General features: G+C 66.2%; 16 protein-coding genes. 6 read left to right on the top strand and 10 right to left on the bottom strand.

Translation table 11 applies throughout. The features are described from left to right. Positions 1-277: 277 nt before the first annotated feature. From ACSFB7_RS20305 to ACSFB7_RS20280, 6 genes are all read right to left on the bottom strand, one after another. Positions 278-1,057, bottom strand: coding sequence for a hypothetical protein (locus ACSFB7_RS20305; protein ID WP_435473298.1), 780 nt, complete (start codon positions 1,055-1,057; stop codon positions 278-280). Between the two features lie 72 nt (positions 1,058-1,129). Continuing rightward, the gene (locus tag ACSFB7_RS20300; RefSeq protein ID WP_435473296.1) at positions 1,130-1,444 is read right to left on the bottom strand and encodes a hypothetical protein; all 315 of its coding nucleotides are present in this window, start codon (positions 1,442-1,444) and stop codon (positions 1,130-1,132) included. Between the two features lie 310 nt (positions 1,445-1,754). After that, positions 1,755-3,092 (bottom strand): MFS family transporter, encoded by a 1,338-nt coding sequence (locus ACSFB7_RS20295; RefSeq protein ID WP_435473294.1) that lies wholly within the window; start codon positions 3,090-3,092, stop codon positions 1,755-1,757. Positions 3,093-3,223: 131 nt separating this feature from the next. Further along, entirely contained in the window at positions 3,224-4,381 is a 1,158-nt protein-coding gene (locus ACSFB7_RS20290; protein ID WP_435473292.1) for an alpha-hydroxy acid oxidase, read from the bottom strand. Positions 4,382-4,519: 138 nt separating this feature from the next. Continuing rightward, positions 4,520-5,404 (bottom strand): LysR substrate-binding domain-containing protein, encoded by an 885-nt coding sequence (locus ACSFB7_RS20285; RefSeq protein ID WP_435473290.1) that lies wholly within the window; start codon positions 5,402-5,404, stop codon positions 4,520-4,522. Positions 5,405-5,480: 76 nt separating this feature from the next. Further along, positions 5,481-6,086 carry a TetR/AcrR family transcriptional regulator gene (locus tag ACSFB7_RS20280; RefSeq protein ID WP_435473288.1) on the bottom strand — a complete coding sequence of 202 codons (606 nt, stop codon included), beginning with the start codon at positions 6,084-6,086 and terminating at the stop codon, positions 5,481-5,483. Between the two features lie 86 nt (positions 6,087-6,172). Here ACSFB7_RS20280 and ACSFB7_RS20275 point away from each other — a divergent pair, with 86 nt between their 5' ends. Further along, positions 6,173-6,595: a nuclear transport factor 2 family protein gene (locus ACSFB7_RS20275; RefSeq protein WP_435473286.1), complete on the top strand. Its 423-nt coding sequence runs from the start codon at positions 6,173-6,175 to the stop codon at positions 6,593-6,595. Between the two features lie 187 nt (positions 6,596-6,782). Then, the gene (gene cynS, locus ACSFB7_RS20270) at positions 6,783-7,226 is read left to right on the top strand and encodes a cyanase (protein WP_435473284.1); all 444 of its coding nucleotides are present in this window, start codon (positions 6,783-6,785) and stop codon (positions 7,224-7,226) included. 26 nt (positions 7,227-7,252) lie between these two features. Here cynS and ACSFB7_RS20265 read toward each other — a convergent pair whose 3' ends face one another. Then, a complete protein-coding gene (locus ACSFB7_RS20265) occupies positions 7,253-8,005 on the bottom strand; it encodes an SDR family oxidoreductase (RefSeq protein WP_435473281.1) in 753 nt (250 codons plus the stop codon). Positions 8,006-8,314: 309 nt separating this feature from the next. On the opposite strand from ACSFB7_RS20265, the gene ACSFB7_RS20260 reads away from it, so the two are divergent. From ACSFB7_RS20260 to ACSFB7_RS20250, 3 genes are all read left to right on the top strand, one after another. Further along, positions 8,315-8,827, top strand: coding sequence for a sigma-70 family RNA polymerase sigma factor (locus ACSFB7_RS20260; protein ID WP_435473279.1), 513 nt, complete (start codon positions 8,315-8,317; stop codon positions 8,825-8,827). Position 8,828: 1 nt separating this feature from the next. Then, the gene (locus ACSFB7_RS20255) at positions 8,829-9,830 is read left to right on the top strand and encodes a FecR family protein (RefSeq protein ID WP_435473277.1); all 1,002 of its coding nucleotides are present in this window, start codon (positions 8,829-8,831) and stop codon (positions 9,828-9,830) included. Positions 9,831-9,938: 108 nt separating this feature from the next. After that, positions 9,939-12,491 carry a TonB-dependent siderophore receptor gene (locus ACSFB7_RS20250; protein ID WP_435473275.1) on the top strand — a complete coding sequence of 851 codons (2,553 nt, stop codon included), beginning with the start codon at positions 9,939-9,941 and terminating at the stop codon, positions 12,489-12,491. A gap of 45 nt (positions 12,492-12,536) precedes the next feature. On the opposite strand, the gene ACSFB7_RS20245 is transcribed toward ACSFB7_RS20250, so the two are convergent. After that, entirely contained in the window at positions 12,537-13,541 is a 1,005-nt protein-coding gene (locus ACSFB7_RS20245; protein ID WP_435473273.1) for an AraC family transcriptional regulator, read from the bottom strand. A gap of 454 nt (positions 13,542-13,995) precedes the next feature. Between ACSFB7_RS20245 and ACSFB7_RS20240 the strand changes: the two genes are divergently transcribed. Beyond that, positions 13,996-14,463, top strand: coding sequence for a helix-turn-helix transcriptional regulator (locus tag ACSFB7_RS20240; protein WP_435473271.1), 468 nt, complete (start codon positions 13,996-13,998; stop codon positions 14,461-14,463). A gap of 42 nt (positions 14,464-14,505) precedes the next feature. Here the strand turns inward: ACSFB7_RS20240 and ACSFB7_RS20235 are convergent, their stop codons facing one another. Next, positions 14,506-14,835, bottom strand: a complete 330-nt coding sequence (locus ACSFB7_RS20235; RefSeq protein WP_435473269.1) for a DUF1161 domain-containing protein — start codon at positions 14,833-14,835, stop codon at positions 14,506-14,508. Positions 14,836-14,939: 104 nt separating this feature from the next. Beyond that, entirely contained in the window at positions 14,940-16,490 is a 1,551-nt protein-coding gene (locus ACSFB7_RS20230; RefSeq protein WP_435473268.1) for an AAA family ATPase, read from the bottom strand. Positions 16,491-16,495: the final 5 nt, after the last annotated feature.

Below are 16,495 nucleotides of genomic sequence, written 5' to 3'. Positions count from 1 at the left end.
TCCGTTCCGCTGGCGAGCACTGGGAGGCCGCTCAGCTGGAGCAGTCTGGATCGAATCACGGAATCAGGGGTTGCTGGCAAAAGTGCTGTCCTGGGAATCGATGCCCTCTTGATCGCGGTAGGAATCAAGCTTTTGATTGGGCGAAACACTCGTCGGCCAAAGTCGCTCAAGCGCTGAACAGAGATTCCCAAGATCGGGAAGAACGCGGCAGTGGCGGTATGCGCGTGGGGATGAGGAATAAGCGATGGCAATCATCTACCGCGCGTCTTCGCCCCTCTCAGTGCCCGCCAAACGCCGCGACCTTGCGAACGCCCTTTGAAACGCTCCACAAGGAAACACACCACCCATCACAGTCCTCCTCGACCAGCATGTCAGGCAAGTCCCCACCATCGAGATCGAAGTACTTCGCAGGCTTGGCCGGAATCATTCCCCGATAGGCGTACACCCCCTCTTCCTTCACAAAGACATAGTGGCGTTGCGCGTAGTACTGGCCGGGGTCATCCCGCACCACGTTGCCTGGCACGACGATGGTGGTTCGTCCTTCGTCCGAAGCAGAAACCGCCGTTGCCTCGGCAAGCTTCAACTGCTTCGCAGGCACGCGCAGGCGAGGCTTGTCCGCATCGATCAAGGCCTTCAGCGCCGCATGCTCTTCAGGCGTGATCGCTCTGGTGTTCCAGCGAGTGGTTCGCGTGGGCTTCAAGGAAAACACGCCGAACCGCAGTGCGTTCGACTTCGGGACCGGGCCTTTCACGGTGACTTCGGCCGTTCTCCAACTGTCCGGACTGTCGGCCGCAGGCGGCGCTACCTTGCAGGTGAACCGGGCGTTCTGCGGAAAGCTGTAGACGGGCAGCCCGCTCTTGCAATGCTCGGTCAACCGGCGAGCGTCTGCGCGCTTGTCGAAGTTGACGACGACCGGTTCGCTTTCGTCCGTGGACGAGAGCCATGCAAAGAACAGATCCGGGCGGCTGCTTGAACTCTCCATGGCGCCCCCGGCGATGGCTGACGCGGACGCGAGAACGAGCGCTGCACTGAGGGCATGGCGAAGAAGAGCTTTCATCGCAATAGTCTCCTTGGGCGCCAACGACTGGTCAACTCGTTCGAGCTGATTCGACGACTGCTCGCCCGCGTTTCATTGCGCACCGCTTTCACCAAGCACCACAAGCAACGACTGAATCGTGGCATCGACCATTTCGATCCGCCGCTGCAGTTCCTCATTCACCAGCCGCACCAGCGCACCGAGTTCAGTGCGCGTCGGGCAGACCTCTTCCGTGTCGTTCACGTGCTGCGGAGCGATGAGCTTTTCGAGGCACGCGTATGCACGCCGCACAACGTGAAGGCTGTCGATGTCATCGCAAGCCTGCAGCGCGAGCGATTCGGCGCTGGCGGCTTCAGAAGATTCGAGGAGCGAGGGGACGTGCGCGGACGCGCGAGCGGCTTTGGTCATGAATGACCTCCAAGGGTTTCGGTTTGCAGAAACCGCCGCACCCAACGCCAATTGAGGGCGGCAGCTCGACGGGTTGGCGTACCGGGAAACCACTTGCGTGAAACCGGCCGGGCTCGCGCCCGCCCATCGAGCCGCCAAAAAAATGGTGGCACGAACGACAAAGCCGCAGACCCTGCGGGGTGGCTGCGGCTTGCGTCGCAGTGATTTCAACGGGACGCCAATCCCGATCACGCGTTGGCGTGACGGGCGCAGTATAGCCACGCGGATACCTGCGATTCAACAAGCAGGCATGAGCACAGCACCGTCGCCTTCAATGATCGTGATGCAAGTAACTCGCCTGCCTCGGCAGCCGCAAGCTCACCAGGAACGCGATCACCATCATCCCGCTCACGTACCAGAAGAACACCGACTCGTGCCCCAGTGACTTGAGCCCCAGCGCCACGTATTCCGCCGAACCGCCGAAGATCGCATTCGCCACTGCGTACGCGAGGCCCACGCCCAGCGCGCGCACTTCGGGCGGAAACATCTCGGCCTTCACGATGCCGCTGATCGAGGTGTAGAAGCTCACGATGGCCAGCGCGACGATGATGAGCACGAAGGCCATCACCGGGCTCGTCGTGTACTGCAGCGCGGTCAAAATCGGCACGGTCGCCAGCGTGCCGAGCCCACCGAACAGCAGCATGTTGTTGCGCCGCCCGATGCGGTCCGACAGTGCGCCGAACACCGGCTGCATGCACATGTACACGAACAGCGCGCCGGTCATCACGTAGCTGGCGGTCTTGATCGGCAGGTGCACGGTGTTCACCAGGTACTTCTGCATGTAGGTGGTGAAGGTGTAGAAGATCAGCGAGCCGCCGGCGGTGTAGCCGAGCACCGTCAGAAAGGCGGGCGTGTGGTGCTTGAACAGGCCGGCCATGCTGCCGGCTTCTTTGTTGGCCTTGGCTTCGGCGCTTTGGGTTTCATGCAGCGTGCGGCGCAGCAGCAGCGCGACCACGGCGGCGATGGCGCCGATCACGAAGGGAATGCGCCAGCCCCAGGCCTTGAGTTCGGCCTCGGTAAGGAGCTGTTCGAGCGCCACGATGACGAGCACTGCGAGCAGTTGTCCGCCGATCAGCGTGACGTACTGGAACGACGAGAAGAAGCCGCGTTGGCCCTTCAGCGCCACCTCGCTCATGTAGGTGGCGGTGGTGCCGTATTCGCCACCGACCGACAGGCCCTGGAAGAGCCGGCACACCAGCAGCAAGAAGGGCGCCCACGCACCGATCTGCGCGTAGGTCGGCAGGCAGGCGATGACGAGGGAGCCGCCGCACATCATGGTGACGGAGATCAGCATCGAGGTCTTGCGCCCGAGCCGGTCGGCCACGCGGCCGAAGAGCCAGCCGCCGATGGGTCGCATGAGGAAGCCGGCCGCGAACACGCCGGCGGTGTTGAGCAGCTGCGCGGTGGGGTCCGACTTGGGAAAGAACGCCGGCGCGAAGTACAGCGCCGAGAAGGCATACACGTAGAAGTCGAACCACTCGACCAGGTTGCCTGAAGAGGCCGCCATGATCGCGAAGACACGGTGGCGCTTTTCTTCGGCCGTGTAGTGCGGTGGGGACGAAGAAGAGGAAGCCGTCGGGCCTCCATGGGTAGGCGTGACTGCGCTCATGGTGCCTTTGCCGCCGTGCAGGCGATGTTGTTGTTGCCAAAACATTCTGCGCCTGCACGTGGCCGCGCCGTGTCAGCCGGCGCCGCATCAGCCTACCCCCGAAGGGGCCTTGTCTGCCTGTGCCCGTTGGCTTAGAAGGTGCCCGGCAGCAGGATGCTCGAATCGACGGTGTCGATGTTCGTGTGGCCGCAGAAGGCCATCGTGATGTCCAGCTCTTTGTGGATGAGCTGCAGCGCGCGCGTCACGCCCTCTTGCCCGTGGGCGCCCAGGCCGTAGAGAAAGCTGCGGCCGATCATGGTGCCGCGTGCGCCCAGTGCGCGGGCCTTGAGCACGTCTTGCCCGCTGCGGATGCCGCCGTCCATCCACACTTCGATCTCGCTGCCGACGGCTTCGGCGATGGCGGGCAGGGCCGCGATGGAAGAGGGCGCGCCGTCGAGCTGGCGGCCGCCGTGGTTGGACACGATGAGCGCATCGGCACCGCTGGACGCGGCCAGGCGCGCGTCTTCCACGTCCATGATGCCCTTGAGGATGAGCTTGCCGCCCCAGAGCTTCTTGATCCATTCCACGTCGGCCCAGCTCAGGGCCGGGTCGAACTGCTCGGCCGTCCACGACGACAGCGACGACAGGTCTTTCACGCCTTTGGCATGGCCCGCGATGTTGCCGAAGGTGCGGCGCTTGGTGCCCAGCATGCCCATGCACCAGCGCGGCTTGGTCGCCAGGTTGATGAGGTTCTTCAGAGTGGGCTTGGGCGGCGCGGTCAGGCCGTTCTTGATGTCCTTGTGGCGCTGGCCAAGGATCTGCAGGTCGAGCGTGAGCTGCAGGGCGGTGACGTTGGCGGCCTTGGCGCGTTCGATCAGGCGCTCGATGAAGTCGCGGTCCTTCATCACGTAGAGCTGGAACCAGAAGGGGTGGCGGTCGGTGTTCTCGGCGATGTCTTCGAGCGAGCAGATGCTCATGGTCGAGAGCGTGAACGGAATGCCGAAGGCTTTGGCTGCGCGGGCGCCGAGGATCTCGCCGTCGGCGTGCTGCATGCCGGTGAGGCCCGTGGGCGCGATGGCCACGGGCATGGCGGTTTCCTGGCCGACCATGGTGGTGCGGGTGGAGCGGCCTTCCATGTTCACGGCCACGCGCTGGCGCAGCTTGATCTTCTGGAAGTCGCTCTCGTTGGCGCGGTAGGTGCCCTCGGTCCATGCGCCGGAGTCGGCGTAGTCGTAGAACATCTTGGGCACACGCCGCTTGGCGATCACCCGCAGGTCTTCGATGCTGGTGATCTTGGAAAGGTCGGACACGGGGAGTCTCCTTGGTTGTCTTTGTGGGTTGGCGCGGGGCAACCGGTCATTATCGGCAGGCGTTTCGCGGCGCGATCTGAAAAGACCTGCGCTCGCATCTGAAAATAATTCAGGCCGGGCGTGTGCGCCGCGTTCGGCTCAGTCGCGCAGGGCCAGGCGCAGCCACTCGACGAAGGTGGCGCATTCCCAGCGCTCCATCGCGCCCGGTCGCCAGCAAAGAAAGTAGGCGTTGGGCGAGGGCACGCTGCGCGGCGACAGCCGCACGAGGCGCCCGCTGTCCAGCCAGGCGCTGCCCAGCCGCAGGTGCATCAGCACCACGCCGAAGTCTTCGGCCGCCGCATCGAGCGCCAGCCCGAGGTCGTTGAACTGGTGGCCGGTGGCGGGTTCCGGCAGGCCCACGCCGCAGGCCTTGAACCAGGTGCGCCACGACTCCAGCGGCGTGCGCAGCAGTTGCGCGCGCGAGACCTCGGCGTCGGTGGCAAAGCCGTCGAAGGGGCCGTGGCGTTGCAGGTAGGCGGGGCTGCAGACGGGCGAGACCTCATCGGCCAGCAACTGGAAAGACTCGCGGTCGTGAAAGGGGCCGGTGCCGAAGCGCAGCTCGATGTCGGCCTCTTCGACCGTGGTGTTGCGCACCGGTGCGGTCACCTGCAGCATCAGCTCGATGTTCGGGTAGGCATCGCGAAAGCGGGCCAGCCGGGGCAGCAGCATCTGGCGCGAGAAGGTGGGTGTGACGGCTACGCGCAGCCGCCGCACCTGCGATTCGGGTTCGCGGCCGGGCACTTGCTGCAGTGCCGCAATGGCTTCGCGCACGCGGGCCAGGTAGGCCATGCCGTCGGTGCTCAGGCTGAAGTCGCTGCCGGTGAAGAACTTCAGCGCCAGTTGCGATTCGAGCTGGCGGATGCGGTGGCTGACCGCGCTGGGCGTCACGTTCAGCTCTTCGGCCGCAAGGTTCACGCTGCGCAGCCGAGCGACCGCCTCGAAGGCCTGCAGGCCCTGGGTCGAGGGGAGACGCGGAGAAACCATCTGTTGCTGTCGATGAAAGTAGCGGGGGTCGATGGTATCGAACGCTCCTGGTTGCTCTCTGCTGAATCCGAGCCGCTCAGGCTGACGGTCGTGAAGCGACGACGCTGGTGCCCAGCGCCTGAAGCAACCGGCGCAGGTCGTCGACGGCTTCGCGTGCCAGCGTTGCATCGCCCATCTGCGCCTTGACGATGGCGCCGTCGACGCCGAGCGCGGCCGTCTGTGCCAGCGCCATGCGGGCGGGTGTGGCGGCGGGCAGCAGGCCCGCGATGACTTCCACCATCTCGCGCTTGTGCTCGCGTGCGCGTTGCGCGGCGCCTTCCACGCTGGCACCGATCTCGGCTGTCGAGTTGATGAACGCGCAGCCGCGGAATGCAGGGTCGGCGAACCACTCGGCCATGACGTCGGCAAGCAGCAGCAGGGCGCTTTTGTCGCCGCTGCGTTCATGCGCGCCGCGACGTCCCAGCGCATCGACGAACCACGCCATCCACAGGCCGTGCCGATGGTCGAGGAAGGCACGCACCAGATCGTCCTTCGAGGGGAAGTGCCGGTAGAAGGTGACCTTGGTAACGCCCGATGCGGCGATCACGCGGTCGATGCCGGTGGCGCGGATGCCGTCGGCATAGAAGAGGTCGTGCGCGGTGAGCAGGATGCGCTCGCGTGCGGGCAATGCGGAGATGTCCATGCGGCGATTGTAGGCATGTAGACAGGTCTGTCTACTCGTGGCACATTGCGGGCCTTCACCACTTCATCCCTTGCAGAAAGACCGCCATGGAATCCCGCCCGCCGCTGCCGCCCTTCACCCTTGAATCCGCCACGAAGAAAGTCCAGGCGGCCGAAGATGCCTGGAACACGCGCGACCCGGTGCGCGTGAGCCTGGCCTACACGCCCGATACCGAATGGCGCAATCGTTCTGACTTCGTCAACGGCCGCGAGCAGGTGGTGGCGTTCCTTGCGCGCAAGTGGGAGCGCGAGCACGACTACCGGTTGAAGAAGCAGTTGTGGGCCTTCATGGGCAACCGCATCGCGGTGCGCTTCGAGTACGAATGGCACGACGCGGCGGGGCAGTGGTTTCGCAGCCATGGCAACGAGAACTGGGAGTTTGCGGAGAACGGGTTGATGCAGAAGCGGTTTGCGAGCATCAATGACCAGGCTATCGCGGAGGCCGAGCGCAAGTTCCGCTGGGAACGCTGACACCCTGTCTTGCTCCTTCCCCTTCCGGGGGAAGGCTGGGATGGGGGCACGCGGCCTTCGCAAAGCTGCTGCGGTTGATGCGCCGCTAGCCCCCACCCCAACCCTCCCCCAGAAGGGGAGGGAGCAATGCAACGGGCATGCCTGTTGCTTGCCCGTCTGCATCCATCCATCTCAAGGAATCCGCCGCATGAACCGCAACGACGTCACCGAAAAAATCATCACCGTGAAAGTGTCCAAGGGCATCCAGTGGGCCGACGTGGCCAAGAAGGTCGGCCTCTCCAAAGAATGGACCACCGCCGCCTGCCTGGGCCAGATGACGCTCGACGCGAAGCAGGCGAAGGTCATCGGCAAAATTTTCGACCTCACGCCCGAAGAGCAGAAGTGGCTGCAGGTCGTGCCCTACAAGGGCTCGCTGCCCACGCCGGTGCCGACCGATCCGCTCATCTACCGCTGGTACGAGGTGGTGAGCGTGTACGGCACCACCATCAAGGAGCTGATCCACGAAGAGTTCGGCGACGGGATCATGAGCGCCATCGACTTCAGCATGGACATCCAGCGCCAGCCCGACCCGAAGGGCGACCGCGTCAACGTGGTGCTGTCGGGCAAGTTCCTGCCCTACAGGAGCTACTGACGCGGCCGCGGGGCCGGAGACGCCGATCACCACGCGTGCGCGGTCGACCGTGGCCTTGCGGCGGGGCGCCGCGCCATTCCCGCAATGCCGTAGCCCTCGATCGCCCCGGCGATCGAACGTGCAACGGCGTCGGCAGGCTCCGCAAGGCGCCGCCGCGTGCGCATGCGCTCCATGGAGTAGCTGGCCGCGAGCCGCTCGGCCAGCGGGTCGCTGGCACCGGCCACGTCGGGGCTCACCACCGTGACATGCAGGCGCCCTTCGTGCTCTTGCCGCAGCCCTTCGGAGATCGCGTTCACCGCGTACTGCGTGCCGTGGTACACGGCCGAGTCCGCCGACAGGCCTTGCACTGCTACCGGCGCCACATTGACGATGTGGCCCCAGCCCTGCTCCTGCATCGCCGGCAGCACGGCCGCAATGCCGAGCAGCACGCCGCGCAGGTTCACGTCGATCATGAGTTCCCACTCTTCGATCTTGCGGTTCCACAGCGGCGACAGCGGCATCACGCCCGCGGCGTTGACCAGCACGTCGATGTGGTCGTGCGTCTCGAGTGCGAACTCGGCGAAGGCTTCCATGTCGGGCCGGTGCGTCACGTCGAGCCGCTGAAAGCTCGCTGTGCCGCCGGTGGCGTTGATCTCGGCCGCGAGTGCTTCGAGCCGGTCGGTGCGCCGCGCACCGAGCACCACGCTGGCGCCGCGCCGCGCCAGCAGCCGCGCGGTGGCTTCGCCGATGCCGCTGCTCGCGCCGGTGATGAGGACGACTGTTTCCTTGATTGCGTTCATACAAAACTCCTCGTGCGGGTCGGTGAACCATGGCGCAAGGGGCGCGCCGGGCATGGAGAGAAGTTTCGTGCCGATGGGGCTCGGGGCGGTATCCGGATCGAACAAGGTTCTTGCCTGATCCTGCGAATACGCGGAATCGATGGTCACGGGGTTGTCGTACTTTCGGGGTAGAGCGGGCGTGCTCGGGCCCGGCGGGCCGCAAAGTTTCTTGCCTGTTTCTGGGCGGGCCGTCCCCGTTTCGGTCCCAGGAAGAGGGGGCGGCAGGCCCCGTCTAGAATGCGAGTAATTCTCATCTTGCACTCAGGTTCCATGTCTCCCCCCGCTGCGGCTGCCCCGATCGACGCGCTTTACCGCGAGCACCGCGGCTGGCTGCAGGGCTGGTTGCGCCGCCGTCTCGGCGACGGCCACACGGCCGCGGACCTGACGCAGGACACCTTCGTGCGCGTCATCACCGGTGGCCAGGCCGAGGCCATCCAGGAGCCGCGTGCCTACCTGACCACGCTGGCGCAGCGCGTGCTCTACAACTTCTGGCGCCGGCGCGAGTTGGAGCGCGCGTGGCTCGATGCGCTCGCGGCCCAGCCGGATGAACTGGCGCCTTCCGCTGAAACCTACGCGCTGGTGCGCGAGGCCATCGAAACGCTCGACCGGTGGCTCGACGGCCTGCAGCCCAAGGTGCGCGAAGCCTTCCTGCTGCGGCGCCTCGAAGGGCTGGCGCATGGCGAGATCGCCTTGCGCATGGGTGTCTCGGTCACCTCGGTCGAGCGCTACATCAAGCAGGCCATCGTGCACCTGTACACCTGCCCGGCGCAGCCGGACGCCTGAGATGCAGCCGCACAACGCGGCCCTGCCGATCGATGCCGTCACCGAGCAGGCGATCGATTGGCTGGTCCGGCTCGATTCGGACCGCAGCAACGACGCCGACCATCAGGCCTTTGCCCGCTGGCTTGCCGCTTCCCCCGCCCACGCCGCCGCATGGACGACGCTGCAGCAGCGGCTGAACCAGCGGATCGCGCCGGCGCTGAGCCAGTTGCAGGCCGATGGTCATGCCTTGCCCGGCGTGCGCGCGCTCAGCGCGCCGCCCGACCATCGCGCACGTCGCCGCGCGCTGCTGGGCGGTGCCTCGGTGGCGTTGTTGACCGCCGCGGGCGGCGGGCTCTGGGCCGACCGGCGCGCACCGCTCATGGCGTGGTCCGCCGACCTGCGTACCGGTACTGCCGAACGACGGCGCTTTGCGCTGGAAGATGGCAGCGACCTGCTGCTCAATGCGCGCTCGGCGGTCGATCTGGATTTCAGCCGAACGCAGCGTCTGGTGAAGCTGCGTGCGGGCGCGCTGATCGTCAACGTGGCGGCCGACGATGCACGCCGGCCCTTCGTCGTGCAGAGCGCGCAGGGCACCGTGCGGGCGCTGGGCACGCGCTTCATGGTGCAGCAGGAAGAGGGGCGCACGCTGGTCTCGGTGCTGGCGCACAGCGTGCGCCTGAGCACGCAGCATGAAGGTCCCTCCACCGATCTGCGCGAAGGCGCCAGCGCGTGGATGCAGGCCGACCGCATCGAGTCCGTCTCCATCGCGCACGTCGATCCGAGCGCATGGGGCACGGGCGTGCTGGAAGTGCACGACCAGCCGCTGTCCGACGTGCTCGATGCCCTGCGGCCCTACACGCCCGCCATCCTGCGGGCCAGCCCCGAGGCTGCGCGCGTCGGCGTGTATGGCGTCTATCCGCTGGACCGGCCCATGGATGCGCTGCAGGCCCTGGTGGACACCCTGCCGCTGCGCGTGCGCCGTTGGGGCGACTGGGTGGTGTACGTGGACGTTCGCGCCACGTGAAGCAGATGAAGCAGAGACAGGCACGCATCGACTGACGGGTTTTCGCTTCCTCGCGGGACATACAGGGTTGAACGCTCCGATCAACCAGAACCGACGAGAAATTCCGACGTGACGCTGTCCCTTCTTTCCCCCGCCCGTCCATCGGCCGGCAAGTGCCTGCCCACGCGCAGGAACACATTGGCGCTGGCCGCCTTGCTCGCATGCGCCACCGCGCCGTTTGCGCAGACCGCCCCCGCCGCATCGTCCGTCGCCGCTGCTGCTGCCGATGGCGCGCTCGAATGGAACCTGCCGGCCGATGAACTCGGCATCGTCCTGGCCCGCATCGCCCGTCAGGGCGGCCGCACGATCAGCGCGGCGCCCGCGCTCGTGGCCGGACGGCGCGCCCATGCCGTGCAGGGGCGTTTCACCGTGCTGCAGGCGGCGCAGCAGGCGCTGGCGGGCAGCGGGCTGGCGCTGGCGCAGACGAGCGGCGGCACGCTGACCGTCGTCGGGTCCGCGAGTGGCAACAGCGGCAGCCCGTCGGCCGCAGGCACCTCCGAGTCGGACGCGACGCTGGCTGAAGTGCGCGTGACCGCCACGGCCGACCGTTCGGCCACTACGGAAGGAACCGGCGCCTACACCGCCCGGGGACCGGGCAGCGTGGCCACCGGCCTCGGCTTGAGCCTGAAGGACACGCCGCAGTCGATCAGCGTGATGACGCAGCAGCGCATGGAGGACGAGAACCTCACCAGCATCAGCCAGGTGCTGGCGCGCACGCCGGGCCTTGCCATCAACGTGCTCGGTACCGAGCGCTCCAGCGCCAGCGCGCGCGGCTACGCGATCTCCAACTACCAGCTCGACGGGGTCAACACCCACACCGAGTTCCTGGGGCTGGACGCGCTGCCTTCGCAAAGCATCGCCGACATGGCGCTGTACGACCGCATCGAAGTGCTGCGCGGCGCCTCGGGCCTGACCACGGGCGCGGGCGATCCTTCGGGCATCGTCAACATGGTGCGCAAGAAGCCCACGGCCGCCTTCCAGGGCGTGGTCGAAGCCAGCGTGGGTTCGTGGGGCGACCGGCGCGCGATGCTCGACCTCTCGACGCCGCTCAATGCTTCGGGCAGCGTGCGTGGCCGGCTGGTTGCCGTTCACCAGGACGGCGACAGCTACATCGACTACTACAGCAAGAAGAAGGACGTGTTCTATGGCGTGGTCGAGGCCGACCTGACCTCCTCGCTCAAGCTCACCGCCGGCATCGACCACCAGGAGAACCGGTCGCGCGGGTCGCTGTCGTACCTGGGCTATCCGCTGTTCAACAGCGACGGCGAGCAGACCGACTTTCCCGTGTCCTTCAGCGGTGCCAGCCGCAACAACCGCTTCAACACCAACTCCACCAGCGGCTTTCTCACGCTGGAGCAATCGTTCGCCAACGACTGGAAGCTCAAGCTCTCGGCCAACTACCTGCGCTCGCAGCAGCGGGAAGACTCGGTCTACATGGCCGTCAACGCCGGCCTCTTCGACAAGTTCACCGGCGACGGGCTGCGGCTCAATGGCGAACGCCGCGACTACCGGCTGCGCAACAAGACGGTGGACCTGAAACTGGGTGGGCCGTTCAGCCTGTTCGGTCGCCAGCACGAGGCCGTGTTCGGTGCCGACTACACCGACTTCCGCAGCCTGACCGATGGCAGCTTCGACAAGTCGGGCGTCAACGGCGCGCCCGTCAATGTCTACCGCTGGAACAACAGCGGCGTGCCCGTCTTCGGCGACCGCTTCGTCACCTTCGACAGCACGCGCCGCCAGACCAGCCTGTATGCCGCCGGCCGCTTCCAGCTGGCCGACCGGCTCAAGCTCATCGTCGGCGGCAAGCTGCTGAACTACGACAGCAACTACATCACCAAGACCACGGCCGGCTACAACGAGAAGTCGCCTTCTTCCGAGCGGCGCGTGTTCACGCCCTACGGCGGGCTGGTGTTCGACCTCGACGCCAACCACACGCTGTACGGCAGCTTTGCCACCATCTACAACCCGCAGTCATCGCTCGACCGGCGCGGCGTGCTTCTGGACCCGCAGAAGGGCAACACCTTCGAGGCCGGCATCAAGAGCGCCTTTCTCGACGGCCGCGTGACGACCAGCGCCGCCGTCTACCAGATCAGGCAGGACAACCTGGCGGAGCCGGACCCGGGCCAGTTCGTTCCGGGCACCACCAACACCGCCTCGCGCCCCATCAAGGGCGCGAAGACCCGGGGCATCGACCTCGAACTCAACGGCACGCTGGCGCGCGGCTGGAACCTGAGCGCGTCGTACAACTACAGCAGCTCGCATGACGCGAGCGGCAAGCGCGTCAACACCACCTTCCCGCGCCAGATGGCCCGCATCTGGACGACCTACCGCCTGCCCGGCGACTGGCACCGGCTCACGCTGGGCGGCGGCGTCGAGTGGAACAGCGGCATCTACTACACGGGCGACGCCTGGCAGATCGATCGCAGCGTCACCGCGCGCCAGCGCGCCTATGCCGTGGCCAGCCTGATGGCACGCTACGACGTCAACGACCAGCTCTCGATCACGCTCAACGTGCAGAACCTCTTCGACCGCAAGTACATCGCCTCCATGTCGGGCTGGTGGTATTCGGGCACGTACGGGGCGCCGCGCAATGCACAGCTGATTGCCCGCTACAAGTTCTGAGTGCGCACGCACCGGGGCCCGGGAAGAACCGGGCTCGCGCTCAGCTCAGGTGGCCGAAGCCCTGAAGTCCTGCGGCGACATGTCGTACGCGCGGCGAAACGCCCGCGTGAAATCCGATGGGCTCTTGAATCCGACGCCATAGGCCACGTCGGTCACCATCAGGTGCGGATAACGGACCAGGTCGTCGGCCGCATGCCGCAGCCGCAGATGGCGGATGTACGCACCCAGGCCGCCTTCGTGCTGGAACATGCGGTACAGCGTCGGGCGCGGCATGCGCAGCGCCGTCAGCACGCTCTCGGGCGACAGGTCGGCCCGATGCAGGTTGGCCTGAACATAGCGCCGCACCTGGCCGAACATGGCCGCGCGCGCGGCGGCACGTGCACCGCCGCTCAGTCGGGCCTGCTTGCCGAAGCCCGCGATCAGCAGTTGCGCGCCCGCGCGCACAGCGTCTTGCGCCGCCGGGGCGTTCAGGGTGGCGATGTCCTGGCCGACGGCGGCGATGTGCGACATGGCCAGCCGGGTGATCGGCGTGTCGCCCTGCATCGTGCGGCCGTGGATGGCTTCGGGGTCGGGGAAGATTTCCGCCACCAGCGTGCCCGGCACGAAGAAGGTGAGCACGCGGCACGCGTTGCGGCGCATGCGCACCGGCTGGCCCAGGTCGAGCGCCAGGATCTTCGCGGCGGGCGGTGCGTCCTGGCGCGTTGCCGAGCGGCGCACCGTGACGCCCTCGACATCGCCTTCGAGGAACACATGGAAAGCGTAGTCGCGCACCGTGTCGGTCGAGATGCGGGCGAGCGAACGCTCGAGCACCATCGCGTCGGACCGGCAGTCGGTGAAGACGATGTCGCCGACGCTGTAGCGGTCGATGGCCGCGCGGAACGGCATTTCGATTTCACGCGGGGAGGGCAGCACATCGATCACGTGGCCCACGCGTTCGCGCCAGGCCAGCAGTTGCCGCTGCGGCGGTTCTGCCTGCACGCTGAAGTGGCTGTGGGGCACGCCGTTCTGGAGCGCGGAACGGGCGCCGGTTTCGAGGTCGTGCAGGCGCATCGAAGAGCTTGGGATCTGGCGCGAGGCCGTCAGAACCTAAAAATACGACAAAAGTGCAAATAAATACCGAACTTTGGGCGGATTTTCTCAAGAACTGAGACGCACGGTCAAGCCTGCGGGGGACGAGCGCGCAACCTCATGGCTGACGCGGCCCGAGAGCCGGGCATGCGGCGCCGCTCCATCGGCGGCATCTCCACATCCTTTTTCTTGAGTGAGCGGCTGAACCATGTCCCAAGGAAAAATCATCCAAGGCGCCGCCACCCTCAAAGGCGGCAATGCTGGTGTGGCGCGCTGGCCCCGTGGCGATCGCTTCAGGGTGGAACGCACGGCAGGCCCGCAGTACTGGATTGCGCTTCCCCAGCCGTCTGACGCGGCGACCGACGGCGCCGCTGCGTGGTCCGCAACGCCTGTGTCCCGGGTTTTCCTGCAGCCCGAAGAGCCCATGGAATGGACCATGGCCGACGACCATGAGCTGCTTGCGGATTCCGCAGCGGCCGCGGGCGCCGTCGGCTTGCTCTTCGCTGAGGCGAACGAGGGCGAGCTTGCTTTTCTGATGCGTTTGATCGCGCAGGGCGAAACGGTCATGGCGTCGCGGCTCGCGCGGCGCATCCTGGCATCGAAGATCGCGCCGGAGAGCCCGGCGCCTGTGCCTGCGCCGGCCAAGGCGGTGCGCACGCGCAATGCCTTGTCTTCCGGTGCGCAGCGGTCACGGGTATCGCTGTCGCCGCGAGAGATCAAGGTGCTGCGCATGATTTCGCAAGGCCTGAGCAACCGGCAGATCGCCGAGACCAGCCATCGATCGCTTCACACGGTCGATACCCAGGTGAAGAACATCTACCGCAAGCTGGCCGTCAAGTCGCGGACCCAGGCGGTTCGCGAAGGCATGCAGAAGGGGCTGCTCGAGCCGGAGACCTGCGGCTGACCTGCACCTGCAAGGCAGTGCGAGAGGAAGCGGTGCCCGCTGCTACTTCTTGCAGTCGCCGCCGACGGACACCGTGCCGTCCCTGCACTCGGTGAGCATCGGCGCGGCGGTCGGGCGCGCAGCGGATGGCGCTGCGGTGGAGCCCGGCCCGACATCGCGCTCGTACATCACCTTCTTGCTGCCGAGTTCGCAACTGCCCACCGTCTGGCCGTTCGCCGATGCGTTGGCATCGACGATGGTCACGGTGAAGCGCGTCACGCCGGCCGCGGCAATGCTCGATTCGATCCGGGTGCGCAGGTCTTCGCAGTTTTCGGCGCTGTGGGCCGCGCCGGCGAGGGCCGCCAGCGCAATGGAAACCAGCCAGAGTTTCATGATGTGCCTGCCTCACGCAGCGAATGTGTGGAGCAAGAGTCTAGTTGTGAGTCTCGGCAGTTCAAATCCCGCAGTCCGTGTAACGGACGTGGAGACTTATTGCTTCAGCCCAATACCTGGCGACGTGGTCGTGATTGGTTCGGTGCATTGCCGATGGGTTGGCCGGACGCCGGCACGGCTCGTTCGCGGCCCCAGGCACGGATGCTCTCGATCTGCTCCGGTGCGGTCTTGGACAAAGGCACCACGTTCACGAAGCTGCGGCGGAACAGGTCGGGCGTTACCGCCGCGTCGCCATTGAGATAGGCCTCCTTGACCACTTCGCGCACGGCCGACTCCAGGTCGGAACCGGCAAAACCGTCCGACAAGGCAACCAGTTCTTCCATCAGCTCCTCGGGTGGCGTCTGCTTGAGACCGCGACGTGTGTAGATGTCGATGATCTCGCGGCGCTCCTGCGGCGTGGGCAAGTCGACGAAGAACAGCTCGTCGAAGCGGCCCCGGCGCAGCAACTCGGGCGGCAGCTTGGAGACGTCGTTGGCGGTGGCAACAACGAAGACGCGCGCCCGCGCCTCTTGCAGCCAGTACAGGAACTGCCCGACCAGGCGCGTGGAAGTACCGCCGTCGCCGCTTCCCTGTGCGCCCGCCAAGCCCTTTTCGATTTCGTCGATCCACAGAACGCAGGGTGAGACGTGGTCCGCCGTCGCCAGCGCGTCCTTCAGTCGCGACTCGCTCTGGCCAAGATATTGGCCGTGAATGGTGGACAGGTCCAGCCGGTACAGCGGCAGGCTCCAGTTGGCCGCGATGGCCTTGGCCGAGAGTGACTTGCCGCACCCGGGCACGCCCACCAGCAGCACGCCGCGGGGGGGGCGAATGCCTCGTTCGCGCAGATCGGCAGTGAGCAGCGGGCGTTCCTTGTCCAGCCATGCCTTGAGGCCGCCCAGTCCACCCACATTCAGTTCGGTGCCTCGAACGGTTACACGCTCGATGCCTGAAATGTCCGCAAAGATACGATCCTTGGCGTGCATCAGTTCCACCATGTCGGCTTTGGCGATCCGGCCGTTGGCCAGCAACGTTGCGATGATGTTCTCGGCCTCTATGCGCGAAATACCGGCAAGGATGGCCGCGGCCCGGCGCTCGTCATCGGCATCCCATTCGATGGGAAAGTGGCCACGGTAGGCATCGAGGTTCTCGCGGATGATCGCGAACATTTCGTCTTCGCTGGGAGCGGACAGCGTCAGCGACATGCCGGCGCGCTGCAGTTGTCCCCACACGGGCTTGGTCGTGATGACGACCACCACGCCGCTGTGCTCCGCGGCGAGCATGACCACGTCGAGCAACTGGCGTGCGGATGCCGTGTCGTCCTCGATGTCGGACACCTCGGTCAGCACCATCGACAGGTTCTGGCGCTGGGCGAATTGCTGGCTGGCAAAGTCCACGGCCCCGGCTGCCGAACGGTCTTCGTTGACCGAACGTCCCGTTGCCAGTTCACGCGTGCCCTGCGAGAGGGTGTGCACGAACACCGGAGCGTTCAGCGTGGCGCCCACCTCGCGCAGCAAGTCGAGCACGCGTGCCCTTTCCGCGCTGCGGATCGAGATGAACGGAATGCGCGCCTTGAGGTAGCGCGTGAGGGTGGCCTTGAACTCGTTGGTGTCGCTCATCGGAA

Source organism: Variovorax raffinosi, assembly GCF_051216615.1.
GTDB lineage: Bacteria > Pseudomonadota > Gammaproteobacteria > Burkholderiales > Burkholderiaceae_C > Variovorax.
Note: the sequence above shows the minus strand (reverse complement) of the source record. Positions and strands in the feature narration are given on the sequence as shown.

Bases quoted from the DNA above. Each gene is read 5' to 3' on its own strand.
- ACSFB7_RS20305 (WP_435473298.1), bottom strand. From the start codon at position 1,057: ATGAAAGCTCTTCTTCGCCATGCCCTCAGTGCAGCGCTCGTTCTCGCG.
- ACSFB7_RS20300 (WP_435473296.1), bottom strand. From the start codon at position 1,444: ATGACCAAAGCCGCTCGCGCGTCCGCGCACGTCCCCTCGCTCCTCGAA.
- ACSFB7_RS20295 (WP_435473294.1), bottom strand. From the start codon at position 3,092: ATGAGCGCAGTCACGCCTACCCATGGAGGCCCGACGGCTTCCTCTTCT.
- ACSFB7_RS20285 (WP_435473290.1), bottom strand. From the start codon at position 5,404: ATGGTTTCTCCGCGTCTCCCCTCGACCCAGGGCCTGCAGGCCTTCGAG.
- ACSFB7_RS20280 (WP_435473288.1), bottom strand. From the start codon at position 6,086: ATGGACATCTCCGCATTGCCCGCACGCGAGCGCATCCTGCTCACCGCG.
- ACSFB7_RS20275 (WP_435473286.1), top strand. From the start codon at position 6,173: ATGGAATCCCGCCCGCCGCTGCCGCCCTTCACCCTTGAATCCGCCACG.
- cynS (WP_435473284.1), top strand. From the start codon at position 6,783: ATGAACCGCAACGACGTCACCGAAAAAATCATCACCGTGAAAGTGTCC.
- ACSFB7_RS20265 (WP_435473281.1), bottom strand. From the start codon at position 8,005: ATGAACGCAATCAAGGAAACAGTCGTCCTCATCACCGGCGCGAGCAGC.
- ACSFB7_RS20260 (WP_435473279.1), top strand. From the start codon at position 8,315: ATGTCTCCCCCCGCTGCGGCTGCCCCGATCGACGCGCTTTACCGCGAG.
- ACSFB7_RS20255 (WP_435473277.1), top strand. From the start codon at position 8,829: ATGCAGCCGCACAACGCGGCCCTGCCGATCGATGCCGTCACCGAGCAG.
- ACSFB7_RS20245 (WP_435473273.1), bottom strand. From the start codon at position 13,541: ATGCGCCTGCACGACCTCGAAACCGGCGCCCGTTCCGCGCTCCAGAAC.
- ACSFB7_RS20240 (WP_435473271.1), top strand. From the start codon at position 13,996: ATGGCCGACGACCATGAGCTGCTTGCGGATTCCGCAGCGGCCGCGGGC.
- ACSFB7_RS20235 (WP_435473269.1), bottom strand. From the start codon at position 14,835: ATGAAACTCTGGCTGGTTTCCATTGCGCTGGCGGCCCTCGCCGGCGCG.
- ACSFB7_RS20230 (WP_435473268.1), bottom strand. From the start codon at position 16,490: ATGAGCGACACCAACGAGTTCAAGGCCACCCTCACGCGCTACCTCAAG.